Genomic DNA, 15,851 nt, shown 5'->3' on the forward strand with positions numbered 1-15,851 from the left:
TCAGTTGGTTGTTTTGTAGCGAAGATTATGCATAGACCTGAATATTTAAGTGAGCTTAGTTTTTTAGAGTGTTGATTAAAAATTTAGTTCTCTTATTTAAACAATAAAGTCATTCAGTAATAATTATGCTAATTATGCATCTAAAAAGGAAGGACCTGCATGGTTCTTTTCTTTGTCTCATGGTTATAATTATAAAAATTATTTTTTCTGTAAGGCACATATGCTGTTCTCATACTTTGAAAATGTTCTTGATGCCTACACGTCGCATTCTCGCCAAATCGTCTTGGCTTTTAGTGGCGGCGTCGACTCTAGAGTACTTCTGGACCTGTTGTCTATATATCGAGATGCTCATCCACAACACCGATATTTAGTGATTCATATTCACCATGGATTGAGCGACGACGCAGATTATTGGATGAAGCAATGTGAAGTGTGGGTGCACGACGCTGGATTTTGTTTTCAAGGACTCAGAGTGCAAGTGGCTCAACACGGAAAGAATATTGAAAAATCAGCGAGAGAAGCAAGGTACCGTGCACTTGCTGATAATGTTGATGTAGGTGAATTAATTATTACAGGGCAACATGCTGATGATCAGGTAGAAACCTTTTTATTAGCATTGAAAAGAGGCAGTGGACCAGCTGGGTTAGCTGCAATGCCATTACTCCGCCTATTAGGGCATGCAAACCTGCTCAGGCCGCTTTTGTCAGTAACGAGAGCAGAAATTGAATTATATGCAAATTCGAAAGGACTGCATTGGGTTGAGGATAAAAGTAATTTAAACTGTCGCTTTGATCGTAATTTTATTCGTCAATCTTGGTTACCGGCAGCAAAAGAGCGTTGGCCAGGTTTAATTAAAGCAGTCAATAGAACTGCGAAGTTGTGCGCAGAACAAGAAGCATTACTTGAAGAACTACTTGCTGAGCATAGTAAAAAAGTGAACATTGGACTCGGGATTCTGTCATTGACAGCGTTGGCTACTTACTCGAATAGAATGCAATCAGCATTAGTAAGACGGTGGTTAAAAAAAGTATCTGGATTATCTGCATCCCAGGCTCAATTACAAGAACTATTTGCGTCAGTAATTACCGCATCATATGATGCTAATCCCAAGTTACAGTTAGGTGAATGGCAAGTTAGACGTTTTCAACAGCGTCTCTATTTAGTGCCTGTATTTAATGATATATTGATGTGGAAAGAGGTAATGACTATTGGCACAGTAATGCGCTTACCTGATGGTGCTGGTGAACTATGTTTAGTGCGTAACACAAAAGCTAAATGTTGCAGTAATATTGAATTAAATGTGTATTATAGTTTATCATTGAGAGAACCTGCGAAAGGTGAAACTATATCAGTAGGATTTAATCCTAAAGGGTTGACTCTCCACCCCTCAGAGCGTCAGAAAAAGCGAAAGTTGAAAAAACTGTATCAGGAGTACGGGGTGCCAAGTTGGTTGAGAAGACGGACACCATTGATTTACTATGGCAATCACTTGGCTGCAGTGGCTGATCTTTTCGTGTGTAAAGGATTTGAAGGCAAAACCTATGACTTAGTCTGGCACAAAAACAAGTACAGAGTGCGTTGATCATAATTATTTCCAAAGGTTAGTGTGTACTGGATAACAATAAACCGGACCAGAATGAAATAGTTTTCACCTGATGGTTAGTGACATTAATAACTGCTGCTCCTCTACTTGTCGATAGGAATGTGAGAACCAGTAAGGTCAAAATAATTCTCTGTGTTGTATGCTGTGACGCTAACTTTATTCAAGGTTACCTGTGCGATTTAGCAGATCAAAATAGCTTGGTTTTTTAATTCGAGTACAGATGGTAAATCTCAGCATAATTCACTATTAGACTATCACTATTGTTTTAGGCATACTTAGCCTGGTCAGCTTATGTAATGCTTTTATTATGGCGTAAATTTCACTAATCTGAGCATTGTTCTCCCTTAAACTCAATGTCCCTACGAGTAATTTTTTTGATTTAAAACATTGCTGTCCTTGATAGGGAATGTATATGGTAACCATATCTAGTTTTTCAACACCGATTTGAACCGTATAACTTCTGGCAACTGACAACTACATTGCGTGGATGATATCGTTTACATAAAGTTGTTCTTGTTCTTGGTGGGATGAGTGGAACCGCTCGTTTAATACGAATAGTTTTGTAACATTGTCTAGTATAGTAAGTGCCATCGGCTAATATTTTATTGATTTTTCGGCAGGTTTGTTTGAGTAAGTTAGGTAGCATGTTATCGTCAGTTACATTTGATGCGCTCAACTTAGCAGCAATTATTTCATGTGTATTTATATCTACCGCTAAATGTAGTTTGCGTCAGACTCACCGGTACCCATCAGTACCATGCCTTTTTACTTTCCATTCTCCTTTACCGTAGACTTTGAGCCCCGTAAAATCAATAGCTAAGCGCTGAATGTGTTCTTTATTTTTCACCTTGAACGTGACGCTAATTATTTGGGCTTCCTTGTAATGCATGAACAGTGAGGGCATGACAATCGCAATTAAGCAAGTTTAAAAACAGAATTAATTTATTTTTGCAAAATTTTTTAATGACATTGAGAATACGCATTTAATCATAATAACCATAGTGTAATGACTAAGTGGCTAAATAAACGAGGTCTCCTATGATTACTCTGCGTAATTTGATTCCATAGCTGAATAGTTTTTTCATCAATCCAGAATCTTAGTGAGCAACTATTAATTAAAACTTAATTATACTGCTTCCAGCTAGTTGTTTTGTAATGAAGATTGTTCATAGACTTGAATATTTAAGTGAGCCTAATCGTTTAAAGTATTGGTTGAAAATTTAGTTTTCTTGTTTAGTAGATGCAACTGATTACTATAAACGTTTCCTATCAAAGATAGTAATGGTTTGAGTCAAAAAACTACTTGTAGAGGCATAGAACTTAAAGAAGCACACAATTCAGGTTAGTGAAACCGATGGCATGGTAAAAGCATTAAATAAGTTGACAAAACTAGATATGTCTAGCACCAAAGCTATTCGTCCCATAGTGAATTATGTGGAAATTTGCTATCTAAACTTGAATTAAAAAAAACAGAGCTCTAACGCATTGAGCGGAAGAATTGAACCATTCGTACTTGTTTGAAACAATTTAATTTGAAAATAATTTGATATTAAAAGTAGCGAAAATGTCCGACCAAGTGGTTAGTATACCTATTAAAGTTGGCATTATCTTATGAATTATCATCAATCCATTGAATACATATTCATGAAATTTATAATTAATAAGCCTGTAATTTGAGTGATAGCTATTGAAGTCTTTTGTGATTAGTGCCGTCACTGGTAACATAGCAGCTTATATCTTCTACATTATAACCTAGATAAACGGATAGCTTAAATGCGTACCAGTCAATACCTTCTCTGTACTTTGAAGGAAATTCCAAATGACGCAGAAATAATTAGCCACCAGTTAATGTTGCGTGGTGGCATGATCCGCAAATTAGCCTCTGGCCTTTACACTTGGATGCCAAGTGGTCTGCGCGTTCTTCATAAAGTAAAAAAAATTATTCGTGAAGAAATTAATAATGCTGGTGCTATTGAAATTTTAATGCCAGTGGTTCAGCCCTTTGAACTTTGGGAAGAAACTGGGCGTTTTAAAAAAATGGGGCCTGAGCTTTTACGCTTTACTGACCGCCATGCGCGTCCGTTTGTCCTAAGCCCAACAGCAGAAGAAGTAGTAACCAGTCTAGTTCGTAACGAAGTGAACTCTTACAAACAACTCCCCCTGAATTTATATCAAATTCAAACTAAATTTCGGGACGAAATGCGACCACGATTTGGCGTAATGCGCGCACGTGAATTTTCGATGATGGACGCATACAGCTTTGATCTCGATAAAGCAGGCTTAGAGGCATCTTATCAAGCAATGTACGTTGCGTATTGCTCTGTATTTGAGCGTATTGGTTTGGACTATCGCTCTGTTCTTGCTGACACTGGTGCTATTGGTGGTTCTGCTTCTCACGAATTTCATGTATTGGCAAACAGCGGTGAAGACGTAATTGCATTTTCCTCTGATTCAAATTATGCCGCAAACGTTGAGATGGCTGAGGCTTTAGCACCTAAAGGTAATCGTGCAGTAGCGACTCAAAAAATGACACTAGTTGATACATTAAATATAAAAACTATTTCTGAGTTGGTTGAACAATTTAACTTGCCAATTGAAAAAACTATCAAAACGCTGTTCGTTAAAGCTTCAGAGGAATTTGATGGTGATTTGATTGCGCTTTTGATCCGTGGCGACCATCATTTAAATAAAACTAAAGCAGAGAAATTACCTCAGATTGCTAATCCACTTGAGTTTGCTACAGAAGAAGAAATTTATGCCGCTGTCGGCGTAAGTTCAGGTTCTTTGGGTCCAGTGAATTTATCTTTCACTTTTATTGCAGACCGTAGTGTTGCTGTAATGAGCGATTTTAGTGGCGGAGCGAATATTGAGGACAAACACTACTTTGGTATTAACTGGGAGCGCGACGTTGAATTAGGTGAAGTTGCTGATATCCGAAGTGTTATTGAAGGTGACCTAAGCCCATGTGGCAAAGGTACGTTGCAATTTCAACGTGGTATCGAAGTAGGTCATATTTTCCAGTTGGGGACAAACTACTCGGAAAGAATGAATGCTGTTGTCCTCGGTCCTAACGGTAAAAACACTACGCTAGAAATGGGTTGTTATGGTATCGGTGTTTCTCGTATAATTGCGGCAGCAGTTGAACAAAATCATGACGATAATGGTATTATCTGGCCAGATGCCATAGCACCATTTTCTGTTGCTATTGTTCCTATGAATATGCATAAGTCGGCTCTCATATGTGAAGTTGCAAATAAATTGTACACTGATTTAACTGCGGCTGGAATTGAAGTTTTGTTTGACGATCGCAAAGAACGTCCAGGCGTCATGTTTTCTGATATGGAACTTGTAGGTATCCCTCATACTATTATCATCGGTGAGCGCAGTATGAACAACGGAGTCTTTGAATATAAACATCGTCGTGACAGTGAAAAACTACCAATAGAAATTAAAAATATAGTGCAGTATATACGCTTAGTCAGTGGAGGTGATGAATTTATTAATGATTAAACATCATGCTATAAACTATGAAAATTTATCTACCGATAATAAAAACTCAAAATGCAGCATGATAAAACTCGTGTGATGGTTGCTGGCGTGGCCTCCTTTGTCTTTTAATTCGAGTTCAGAAAGCACACACATCCCAACATGATGAACTATTAAATAATCTCTTTCGTGTTAGGTGCATCTAGTCCTGTTAGCTTATATAACGCTTTCATTATGGCGTAGGTTTCGCTAATCTTAACAGTGTGATCCTTTAGGTTCAATGTTTACCCCCAGTAGTTTTTGACTCGAACCATTGTTGTCTATGCTAGGGAGCATTTATGGTAATCGGCTTTATTTTCTAAATCGAGAACTAAATTTTTAATCAACACTCTAAACAGTTAGATTAACTTAAATATTCAGGTCTACGAACAAGCTTCGCTACAAAAAATTAATAAAAGCGATATAATCAAACTTTAATTAATAGTGGTTCACTAAGATTTTGGAGTTATGAAGAAGCCATTTAGCGATGGCGCCAAGTTAAATAGGGTAATTAGTGGGGAAGACGTTGTTTATTTAGCAACTCAGTCATTATTACGGTTCGCATGGTTAACCGCATATTCTCAATGCCATTAAGAAGTATGCAAAAATGTATTAATTCTATTTTTAGGTTTGCTAAATCACCGTTGCCATGCCACCACTAGTCATATATTAGAAAGCGAACCCAAACGGTTGCCGCCACCGTTCAAGACGAAAAATAAACGCACTATCCAATTGATTCTAAGGAGCTCAAAGTCTACAGTGCAGGAGAATGGAAAGTAAAGAAGCATAGCACTGATGGAAAACAGCGAATCTGGCACAAGTTACATTAAGTGGTAGATATAAATGCGCATGAAATTGTTGCTGCTGAGTTAAGTACATTAAATATGACTGATGGTAGCAGTCCTACTTAACTTACTTAAGCTTAAGCAGACCTTGTCAAAAAATCAATTAAATATCAACTGATAGTGTATACGATACCAGGCAATGTCACGAAACTATTCGCATTAAACGAGCGGTTTCACTCATCCCACGAAGAGAAGGAGCAACTCTTGGGGAGCGAGAGCACTCGCGTAATGTCGCGATCAGTTGTCAGAAGTTATACGGTTCAAATTAGCATTGTAAAATGAGGTATAATTATTTTAAACGTTTTCTATTAAAGACGGCAATATTCCGATTCAAAGAACGACTAAAAGGGACATTGATCCTAAGGGATTATAATCCTCAAATTGACGAGATCTGCGCCATAATAAAAGCGTTCAATAAGTTGATAGGGTTGGTATGCCGAAAACGCAAGCGAAAATTTAATAATGAATGATGTTGAGATTTACGAGCCGCCCTCAAATTAGGAAACAAAGCCTTCCATAGAGTAGAGGACGGATTTTTTAATTAATTATAAATGTCAGTGAGTCACAATTGGGTAAAACTTGATTATACTATTTCCAGTTGGTTACTCTGTAATGAAGCTTGCCCATAAACCTGAATATTTAAGTGAACTTTGCTGTTTAACGCATAGTAAAAAATCTTGGCATACGGTAGCTGAATCATACTGTGTATTATCTAGTAATAAATTTAAAATTTATTTCTTTTAGCATTTCCAAATAAGGTTAACAGAATGTTGTAATTTTACAATTGGTGATAAATACATAAGGAAATAGAGTGATGTCATCTAAACGTTGTAATGATTCCGTTAAGCAACCTCCTCAGCATGAGTTGGAGGATTGGTTCCATTCATTGAAAGCTGCATATCAGCACGATCCTTTACCAACACTTGCATTGCGAAAGAAACGGCTTATGGCTTTGAAAACTCAGTTGCGCCGTTATCAAAATGTATTAGCTGATGCTATAAGTGAAGATTTTGGCGGACGCAGTCATTATGAATCGTTAATGGCGGATGTCCTTGGGCCTATTTTGAATATCAATCATGTTTTAAGTCACCTTAGTTCATGGATGCGTCCAAAGCGGCGCCCTACAGAATGGCTGTTCAAGGGCAATAAACTGGAAATTAGGTACTATCCGAAAGGCGTGGTGGGTATTGTTTGCCCGTGGAATTTTCCTATATATCTTTCTCTCGGGCCTCTGATTACTGCATTAGCGGCTGGAAATAGCAGCATGATCAAAATGCCGCCAAATTGTGAAGCTACAACGCAAGTGCTTCAAACAATGCTTAAAGAAATTTATCCAAATGACTTAGTATGTGTGGTTTCTGGCAATCACCCTCAAGCAATGACAATTAGTCATTTTTCCTTTGATCATTTTGTATTTACAGGCTCGCCTAATAGTGGCAAAATTATTATGGCTAATGCGTCAGCTAACTTAATGCCTATAACATTAGAGCTAGGTGGAAAATCTCCTGCAATTATTTTTGAAGATTATAACATTCAAAAAGCAGCGCAACGAATTGCCCACGGTAAATGCTTCAATGCAGGGCAACTCTGCATTGCTCCGGACCATGCTTTTGTACCAATAAATAAGGTTAATTATTTCGTAGATGCACTAGTTTCAGCATACAATACAATGTATCCCAATATTAAGAATAACCCTGATTGCACATCATTAGTCAATGTTGCTCAATACCAGCGGTTCAAAGCATTAGTCAATGATGCGATTGTGAAAGGTGCAACTATTACGCTGTGTACCAAAGAGTATGAAAACCGAAGATTACCACTTCACATTGCAACCCATTTGACGCCGAATATGCGGATTTGTCAAGAAGAAATTTTTGGCCCATTATTGCCTGTTTTTGGTTACGAAAACCTTGAGGATGTGTTGCAGCACATGACTGAGCGAGAGAAACCATTGGCTTGTTATCTTTTTAGCCACAATAAAGTGCAACGTGATTGGGTGCTTGAGCATTCCCACAGTGGTGGTGTAACAATCAATGATTGGGGTTGGCATGCATTAAATCATTCAGTACCGTTTGGCGGAGTGGGGCATTCCGGTATTGGAAACTATCACGGAGAAGAAGGTTTTAAAGAGTTGAGCCACGCCCGTACGGTGCTTCAAATGCGTCGTTGGTTTCCAATTCATGTCTTTACACCACCTTATCGCAATAGAATGCAGAAGCTTGTGATGAAAATGCTCATTGGTAAAGCGGACTCAACACTTTTGGCCACGCGTAAAAATGAGATAGATTTGAGTTCCACGACTTCTACATAAAATGACGTACTGCAACTAAAATAAGAGTAGGACAAGGAGTGTAAGTAATGCATAACTTGATCTGACTTCAAAGAAGAAAGGAACTAAAGACTAAAGTTGCTGATCCTGTTTGTATTAGATTGAAGCTTTGTTTCTTAATTTAAGTTTAGCTCGCAAATTTTAATATAATTCACTATGAGACGTTTGCTTACGTTTTAGGCATACTTAGCCCGTTCAGCTTATTTAACGCTTGTATCGTTGCGTGGGTTTCTTTAATCTGAGCGTTGCGCTCACTTAGGTTAGATGTCCCTCCCAGTGGTTTTTTAATTCGAATCATTGTTGTCTCTGCTAAAAAACGTTTATGATAACTTGCTTTATTTTTTAAATAGGGAAACTGAATTTTTAACTAATACGCTAAACAGCTAGGCTCACTGAAATATTCAGGCCTATGAATAAGTTTCGTTACAAAATAACTAACTGGAAAAAGTATAATCAAGCTTTAATCAATTGTGACTCACTAGCATTCTGGATTGATGAAAAAGCTATCCAGCTATGGAATCGAACTAAACAGAATAATCATGTAAAATCTCGTTCATTTAGTGACTCAATCATGACGGCGGCTCTCATGGTTAGATGCGTATTCTTAATACCATTGATCGGTCTGCAAGAATTCATTAATTCTGCTTTTTAACTTTGCTCAACCGCCATTATCATCTTCTCACTATTCCTGTATTAAGAAAAGAGCCCAAACAGTTAACATCGCGTTTAAGACGAAGGATAAAGGAACCATCTCGCACTTAGCTATTGATTATATGGAACTGAAAGTCTGCGATGAAGGCGAATGAAAAGTAAAAAAGCATGTCCTGATGGAAAACAGCGAGTTTAGCGCAAGTTATATTTAGCGGTAGATATACATATGCATGAAATCATTACTGTTGAGTTAAGTGCATAAAATGTGGCTGACGGTGAAGTACTACTAACTTGCTCAAAGAGACCCGCTGAACAATCAATGGAATATTTACTTTTGGTGCTTACGACACCGTTACTATTAAGCAAATGGTTCCACTCATTCCCCAAAAAAAGGAGCAATTTTTTAAAAATGAGGTATGATTATCATAAATATTTTTTGTTAAAGACAGCAATGGTTCGAGTCAAAAATTTTTACAGAAGCACATTGAATTTAAAGAGCACTACGCTCAGATTAAAAAAATATACGCCATGATAAAAGTATTACATAAGCTGATTTAGCAAGGAAGCCTTAAAATAAAAGTAATTTTTTAATCATTAACCATATGGAATTTATCATGTTTATTCACATTAGGAAACAAAGCCAACGTAGATTGATAATTTAGTTTTTTGAGTTAAAAAACAAACTTTTTCTTAGTTTTTGTTTTGAACGCGACATTAACGGCTTTGGTTCACTCCCTGATAGACTAATAGTGAGGGATTGACAATGGCAGTTGAGTAAAGTAGAAAATAGAGTTAATGAATTTTAGTGTACATTTAAACGATATTGGCAATATTCGTTTGACCATGAAAACTATCATAATAGTTTCTTCATCAATCCAAAAAATTAATAAGTCACGGTTAATTAAAATTTGGTTATACTACTCCTGTTGGTTATTTTGTAACTTGCATATAGTGCTAAAAATTTAAATGAACCTAGCGGTTTAGAGCGTAGGTTGAGGATTTAGGAAACCAAACCTTAATATAGGTTACACTGGTAACTAATTATTAAAGGAGGTATAATGTACTGCTCATTCTGTGGTGCTAATGAGACCAAAGTGATTGATTCACGTTTAGTAGCTGATGGCCATCAAGTGCGTCGTCGTCGTCAGTGTCTAGTGTGTAGTGAACGTTATACCACGTTTGAAACTGCGGAATTGGTGATGCCGCGTATCATCAAAACTAATGGTAATCGAGACCCATTTACTGAAGATAAATTACGCGGTGGTATTCAGCGGGCGCTAGAAAAACGGCCTGTCAGTGTCGAAGATATTGAACAAGCAATACGCACTATAAAATTAACTATTCGTTCGACGGGAGAACGTGAAGTTTCATCAACCATGTTAGGTAACTTGGTTATGGATGCATTGAAAGAACTTGATAAAGTCGCTTATATCCGCTTTGCTTCTGTGTATCACAGCTTTGAAAATATTCAGGATTTCGGCGAAGAGATTGCCCGTTTGGAAAAATAGTCGGCGATATGTTTTCTATTTTTGATTTCCAGATGATGCAGCGCGCCATTAATTTGACAATCTTAGGCGTCTATACTGCAACACCTAACCCTAGTGTAGGTTGTGTGATTACGAAAGACGATCATATTGTTGGCGAAGGCTGCCATCTTAGGGCTGGTGAACCACATGCTGAAGTGCACGCACTAAATGCCGCCGGAAAACGTGCTAAAAATGCAACAGCATATGTCACATTAGAACCTTGCTCTCATTACGGTCGTACTCCTCCTTGTACTCTTGCATTATTAGAGGCGGGTGTGAATCGTGTGGTTTGTGCTATGGTTGATCCTAACCCTAAAGTTGCTGGGCGTGGCATTCAATGCCTGAGAGATGCAAATATTCAAGTTGATATTGGGTTAATGGAAGTGCAAGCAGAAGCATTAAACCCAGGTTTTATTAAAGTCATGAAAACTGGCTTACCCTTCGTTCAACTCAAACTTGCTGCAAGCCTTGATGGTCGCACTGCACTATCTAATGGGAGAAGCAAATGGATCACTAGTTTTGAAGCACGGAAAGATGTTCAAACCTTTCGGTCCATGTCTGATGCGATCTTGTCCACTCGCCAAACGGTTGTTGATGATGACCCTTCGTTAAACGTGCGTTGGGATCAGCTTCCGAGCAAGATTCAAGCAAATTATGAACAAGCATCATTACGACAGCCTGTGTGCGTGATCCTTGATAGCAAGGGCATGGTGCCATCAACATCACGGCTATTTTCGTTTCCTGGGAAGAAGATTATTCTGACGGCTAATCCTGCTGTCCTATTTACTCAAAAAAACATTGAAATCGTGGTGATCCCTAAAGCGTCTAATGGGCTAGATTTAAATGTCGCATTCCGCGTACTTGCGAGTAAAGGTATAAACCATATTTGGGTTGAAGCTGGTCCGACACTGGCGGGTAGTTTGCTTACCGAAGAGTTGGTGGATGAGCTTATCGTTTACCAAGCACCTAAACTTATGGGATCAGATAGTCGAGCATTGGTTAACCTTGTGGGTTACACCGAAATGGAGCAGGTCCTTACTTTTTCATTGACTGATGTTTGTCAAATTGGCAGTGATATCCGCCTACGTATGTACAAGCAGTAATGCTCAACGTAAAAAAATATACTGATAAAAATTATTGAAGCAGTTGACCAATTTTAAACTATCATCCCAAGAAATCAAGAAATCAAGAAATCATAAAAAATAGAAAAAATGAAAAAAAGGAACTGCATTTTCAATCAACACTCTAAACAGTTGGGCTTATTTAAATATTCAGGTCTATGATCAAGCTTTAGTGAATTGTGGTTCACTAACATTCTGGCTTGATGAAGAAACTATTCAGTTATGGAATCAAATTAAGCAGGGTAATCATGGAAGACCTCATTTATTTAGCTGCTGAGTCATTGATTCTACAGGGCCCAAAGTCTACGGTGAAGGAAAATGAACAGTGAAAAAAGCATGGTACTCATGGGAAATGGCTAGTCTGGCGCAAGTTACATTTAGTGACAAATATAAATGCTCATGAAATCATTCCTGATAAACTCAGTACATTAAATGTGACTGACGGTTAAGTACTACTTAACTTACTCAAATAAACCCACAGAAAACATTAATTAAATATCAGTCTATAGTGCTCACGACACCAGACAACGTTATGAAGCTGCTCGTATTAAAAGAGCCGTTCCACTCATCTCACCAAGAGATGGAACAACTTTGGGAAAAAAGTTCATCCGCGTAATTTAACGGTCAGTGACCAGAAGTATACGGTTTCAATCAGCATTGTAAAACGAGGTATGGTTGCTATAAATACTCCCTATCAGAGACGGTCATGTTTCGAGTCAAGAAATTACTTGGAAGAACATTGGGCCTAAGAGATTATAATGCTCAGAGTAGCGAGACTTACGCCATGATAAAAGCATTAAAGCAGTTGACAGAGCTAAGTATGCCTAAAACAAAAGCAATTATTTAATCGTTAATGATGTTGAAATTTGTTATCTGAAATTAAATTAGAAAACAAAGCCGATTAATGTAGTTGATAATGATGGTTTTAAGTTTATGATTGTACCGCATACAGTATGTATAATGACCATCGAAGATTTTATTTTTGGAAGGCAGGTGAGTATTGAAGTCTATATAATAGCTTGCTATTTGGAAGAACAAATGATATGAGACCCTGCTGCGCAATAAACTGGCTGAAGGTAGCATGGTCATGGCGAGATTAGCCTAAATTAATTTTTAATAAAACACCATCATTGCTATTTTAGTAAAGGTAGGAGTGACAAGGACAGAGTAATGGCCATTAGCAGTGTAGAAGAGATCATTGAAGATATTCGTCAGGGTAAGATGATAATTTTAATGGATGGCGAAGACCGAGAAAATGAGGGCGATTTAATAATTGCTGCTGAAAAAATTACGCCAGAAGTAATTAATTTCATGGCAATGTATGGCCGTGGTTTGATCTGCTTAACTATGACCAAAGAATGCTGCCAACATCTTGGTTTACCGTTGATGGTGAGCGATAATAATGCTCAATTCTCTACTGCGTTTACTGTTTCAATTGAAGCTGCTAAGGGTGTCACCACTGGCATTTCTGCTGCAGATCGGGCGCGGACTATTGAAGCTGCTGTTGCGCCTAATGCGATTGCTGCAGATTTGGTTCAACCAGGTCATATTTTTCCATTGATGGCTCAAGATGGTGGCGTACTAACTCGAGCGGGTCATACTGAAGCAGGTTGTGATTTAGCTCGGCTTGGTGGTTTTGCACCTTCAGGCGTGATTGTTGAAATCCTGAATGAAGATGGTACTATGGCGCGCCGTTCTGATCTGGAGCATTTTAGTGAAAAACACTCTATCAAATTGGGAACTATTGCTGATTTGATTGAATACCGTCACAATAATGAAACGACCATTGAGCGTGTTGCTGAATGTAAACTACCGACTGACTTTGGTGAGTTTGATCTGATTATGTATAGGGATATCATTGATAATCAAGTGCACTACGTATTACGCAAAGGCGTAGTGGATAACCAGCCCACACTTGTTCGTGTTCATCTTCAAGATACTTTCACCGATGTACTTCATTTTGGTCTCTCTACATTGCGCAGTTGGTCCTTGAATGATGCAATTCAGCGTATTAATGAGGAAGGGGGAATATTAGTTATTTTAAGTAAGAAAGAATCAGCAGACAGCATTATCGAAAAAGTACGCAACTTTGAAGCGAAGGATAAAGGTGAGCGGCCTGAGTTAGTAAAGTTTCAGAATGCTAGTAGACAAGTTGGTATTGGTTCTCAAATTCTTGCAGATTTAGGAGTGGTGGAAATGCGCTTACTTTCTTCTTCGACAAAAAAATATAATTTTTTGTCTGGTTTTGGACTAAAAGTTGTGGAGTATGTTTGCGACTAAACTAAAAAGACACGTATAATAACAAAAAGCGCAGCTTAAGCTGCGCTTTTTGTTATTATACGTGTCTTTTTTCCTAAATCCAGGAACTAAATTATTAATCTATATTTTAAACAACGAGATTTATTTAAATATTTTAGATTGATGAAGAAGCTATTTAGCTATGGAATCAAACCAAGGAAAGTAACCGTGGGGAAACCCTTATTTATTTATCAATTTAGCCATTACTATGGGTCTCATGGTTAAACGTATATTCACAATGCTGTTGCTAGGTCAACAGAGTTTTATGACTTCTGTTTTTAAATTTATTCCACTGCCATTGTCATGATTTAGCACATGAACTCAAATGGTTAACGTCGTATTTAAAAAAATATTAAAGGAACCATCCTGTACTTAGTTATTCATGCTACTGGACTGAAAGTTTACGGTTAAGATGAGTGGTAAGTAAAAAAGTGTGGCATTAACGGTGAAAAGTTACCTAATTTATTTAAATGAATTTTTCTGCAAAATCAATGAAATACCATGTTTATGGTACAATACAGCATTACAAATACCTTCGTATTAAACTAAGGGTTCTCTTCATCCTTCCAAGAAGTAATGCAGCTTTTGTGAAACGAAATCATCCGCATAATTTAACGGTCAATTACCAAAAATTATACAGTTTAAATCAGCATTAAAAAATAAGGTATGATTACCATAAATCTTCCTTATCAGAAGCAGTAATGTTTCAAGTTAAAAAACTGTTAAAATGGACATTGAGCTTAAGGGATGACGATACCCAGATGGTCAAAACTCCTGCCATGATCAAAGCGTTAAATAAGCTAACAAGGATTGGTATGCCTAAAATGAAAATGAACGTTTAATAGTGAATCATATTGGGATTCGCTATTTGAACTAGAATTAGCAAATGAATTCATTTTTACATTGTACTGTACACAAAAAGTGTTACGGGATAAGAGCTAGAAACTTTGTCTCAAAATATGATAAAGTTTCACAGTTTTTTATCTGATTAAATAAATTACAGGATAGTGCATGAAGATAATCGAAGGTACATTAGCAGCACCAAATGCTCAAGTTGCTATCGCTATCTCCCGCTTCAACAGTTTTATTAACGAAAGTTTGCTGGAAGGAGCCATTGATGCGCTTAAGCGTCATGGTCAAGTTAGCGACAAAAATATTACAGTAGTACGTTGCCCAGGCGCTTACGAGTTACCATTGGTGGTTCAACGTATTGCTAAAAGTGGTGGCTACGACGTCATTATTGCTATTGGCTCAGTGATCCGAGGAGGTACTCCGCACTTTGAATATGTGGCTGGGGAATGTAATAAAGGTTTGGCACAAGTAGCCCTAGAGTTTGATATTCCCGTTGCTTTTGGTGTACTAACCGTTGATTCCATCGAACAAGCCATAGAACGCGCTGGTACCAAAGCTGGTAACAAAGGAGCTTCGGCTGCATTAAGTGCGCTGGAAATGGTCAATATTCTATCCCAAATTGAATCCTAACGGTGGTTAACGTGAAACCAGCTGCAAGACGTAATGCACGTCATTTTGCAATACAAGCCATTTATTCTTGGCAATTGACCAGAGGTAATGTAACTGACATTGAAGCACAGTTTCTTTCTGCCGATAACTACGAAGAAGAAGAATACCATGCTGAAGAACCTCATTTATGTCAACCAGAAACTGACGTAGAGTATTTCCACGATTTATTTATGGGTGTCGTGTTGAACCATAAAGAAATGGACAGCAAAATGCGTCCTTATTTGTCTCGTCCATTGCAAGATTTAGATGAAATAGAACATGTTCTCTTACTCTTAGCTATGTATGAATTAATGAAACGTAAAGATGTTCCTTTTAAAGTTGTAATCAACGAAGCCATTGAATTAGCTAAAAGTTTTGGCGCAGAAGACAGTCACAAGTTTGTGAACGGCGTACTGGATAAAGCAGTGTCATCATTAAAAAAATTTAGATAAC

The 15,851-nt window shown here is 37.7% G+C and carries 11 protein-coding genes and 3 pseudogenes; 12 read left to right on the top strand and 2 right to left on the bottom strand.

Features of this window, described 5'->3' with window-relative positions; translation table 11 throughout:
- The first annotated feature begins 220 nt into the window (after positions 1-220).
- Positions 221-1,582 (top strand): tRNA lysidine(34) synthetase TilS, encoded by a 1,362-nt coding sequence (gene tilS, locus BTN50_RS00535; RefSeq protein WP_096618640.1) that lies wholly within the window; start codon positions 221-223, stop codon positions 1,580-1,582.
- Between the two features lie 267 nt (positions 1,583-1,849).
- On the opposite strand, the pseudogene BTN50_RS00540 reads toward tilS, so the two are convergent.
- Positions 1,850-2,719: pseudogene (locus tag BTN50_RS00540) on the bottom strand (IS5 family transposase).
- 657 nt (positions 2,720-3,376) lie between these two features.
- On the opposite strand from BTN50_RS00540, the gene BTN50_RS00545 reads away from it, so the two are divergent.
- The 3 genes and pseudogenes from BTN50_RS00545 (at position 3,377) to BTN50_RS00555 (ending at position 8,284) form a co-directional block, all read left to right on the top strand.
- The gene (locus BTN50_RS00545; RefSeq protein WP_096618641.1) at positions 3,377-5,113 is read left to right on the top strand and encodes a proline--tRNA ligase; all 1,737 of its coding nucleotides are present in this window, start codon (positions 3,377-3,379) and stop codon (positions 5,111-5,113) included.
- 452 nt (positions 5,114-5,565) lie between these two features.
- Positions 5,566-6,433: pseudogene (locus BTN50_RS00550) on the top strand (IS5 family transposase).
- A 354-nt stretch (positions 6,434-6,787) separates the two neighbouring features.
- Positions 6,788-8,284, top strand: a complete 1,497-nt coding sequence (locus BTN50_RS00555; protein ID WP_096618642.1) for a coniferyl aldehyde dehydrogenase — start codon at positions 6,788-6,790, stop codon at positions 8,282-8,284.
- A 187-nt stretch (positions 8,285-8,471) separates the two neighbouring features.
- Here BTN50_RS00555 and BTN50_RS10615 read toward each other — a convergent pair whose 3' ends face one another.
- Entirely contained in the window at positions 8,472-8,600 is a 129-nt protein-coding gene (locus BTN50_RS10615; RefSeq protein WP_394336754.1) for a hypothetical protein, read from the bottom strand.
- A gap of 111 nt (positions 8,601-8,711) precedes the next feature.
- On the opposite strand from BTN50_RS10615, the pseudogene BTN50_RS00560 reads away from it, so the two are divergent.
- From BTN50_RS00560 to nusB, 8 genes and pseudogenes are all read left to right on the top strand, one after another.
- Positions 8,712-9,511 (top strand): annotated as a pseudogene (locus tag BTN50_RS00560) (IS5 family transposase).
- 500 nt (positions 9,512-10,011) lie between these two features.
- Positions 10,012-10,461 (top strand): transcriptional regulator NrdR, encoded by a 450-nt coding sequence (gene nrdR, locus BTN50_RS00565; RefSeq protein ID WP_096618643.1) that lies wholly within the window; start codon positions 10,012-10,014, stop codon positions 10,459-10,461.
- A gap of 8 nt (positions 10,462-10,469) precedes the next feature.
- Positions 10,470-11,582 (top strand): bifunctional diaminohydroxyphosphoribosylaminopyrimidine deaminase/5-amino-6-(5-phosphoribosylamino)uracil reductase RibD, encoded by a 1,113-nt coding sequence (gene ribD / locus BTN50_RS00570; protein ID WP_096618644.1) that lies wholly within the window; start codon positions 10,470-10,472, stop codon positions 11,580-11,582.
- A gap of 724 nt (positions 11,583-12,306) precedes the next feature.
- Entirely contained in the window at positions 12,307-12,447 is a 141-nt protein-coding gene (locus BTN50_RS11880) for a hypothetical protein (RefSeq protein WP_394336755.1), read from the top strand.
- Between the two features lie 323 nt (positions 12,448-12,770).
- On the top strand, positions 12,771-13,880 hold the full coding sequence (gene ribB, locus BTN50_RS00580) for a 3,4-dihydroxy-2-butanone-4-phosphate synthase (RefSeq protein WP_096618645.1): 1,110 nt from the start codon (positions 12,771-12,773) through the stop codon (positions 13,878-13,880).
- Between the two features lie 719 nt (positions 13,881-14,599).
- Entirely contained in the window at positions 14,600-14,740 is a 141-nt protein-coding gene (locus tag BTN50_RS09840; RefSeq protein WP_161492873.1) for a hypothetical protein, read from the top strand.
- A 169-nt stretch (positions 14,741-14,909) separates the two neighbouring features.
- On the top strand, positions 14,910-15,380 hold the full coding sequence (ribH, locus tag BTN50_RS00585; protein WP_096618646.1) for a 6,7-dimethyl-8-ribityllumazine synthase: 471 nt from the start codon (positions 14,910-14,912) through the stop codon (positions 15,378-15,380).
- A 2-nt stretch (positions 15,381-15,382) separates the two neighbouring features.
- Positions 15,383-15,850, top strand: a complete 468-nt coding sequence (gene nusB, locus BTN50_RS00590; protein ID WP_190319713.1) for a transcription antitermination factor NusB — start codon at positions 15,383-15,385, stop codon at positions 15,848-15,850.
- The last annotated feature ends 1 nt before the right edge of the window (position 15,851 follow it).

It is taken from the genome of Candidatus Enterovibrio altilux (genome assembly GCF_002381345.1).
GTDB classification, from domain to species: Bacteria; Pseudomonadota; Gammaproteobacteria; order Enterobacterales; family Vibrionaceae; genus Enterovibrio; species Enterovibrio altilux.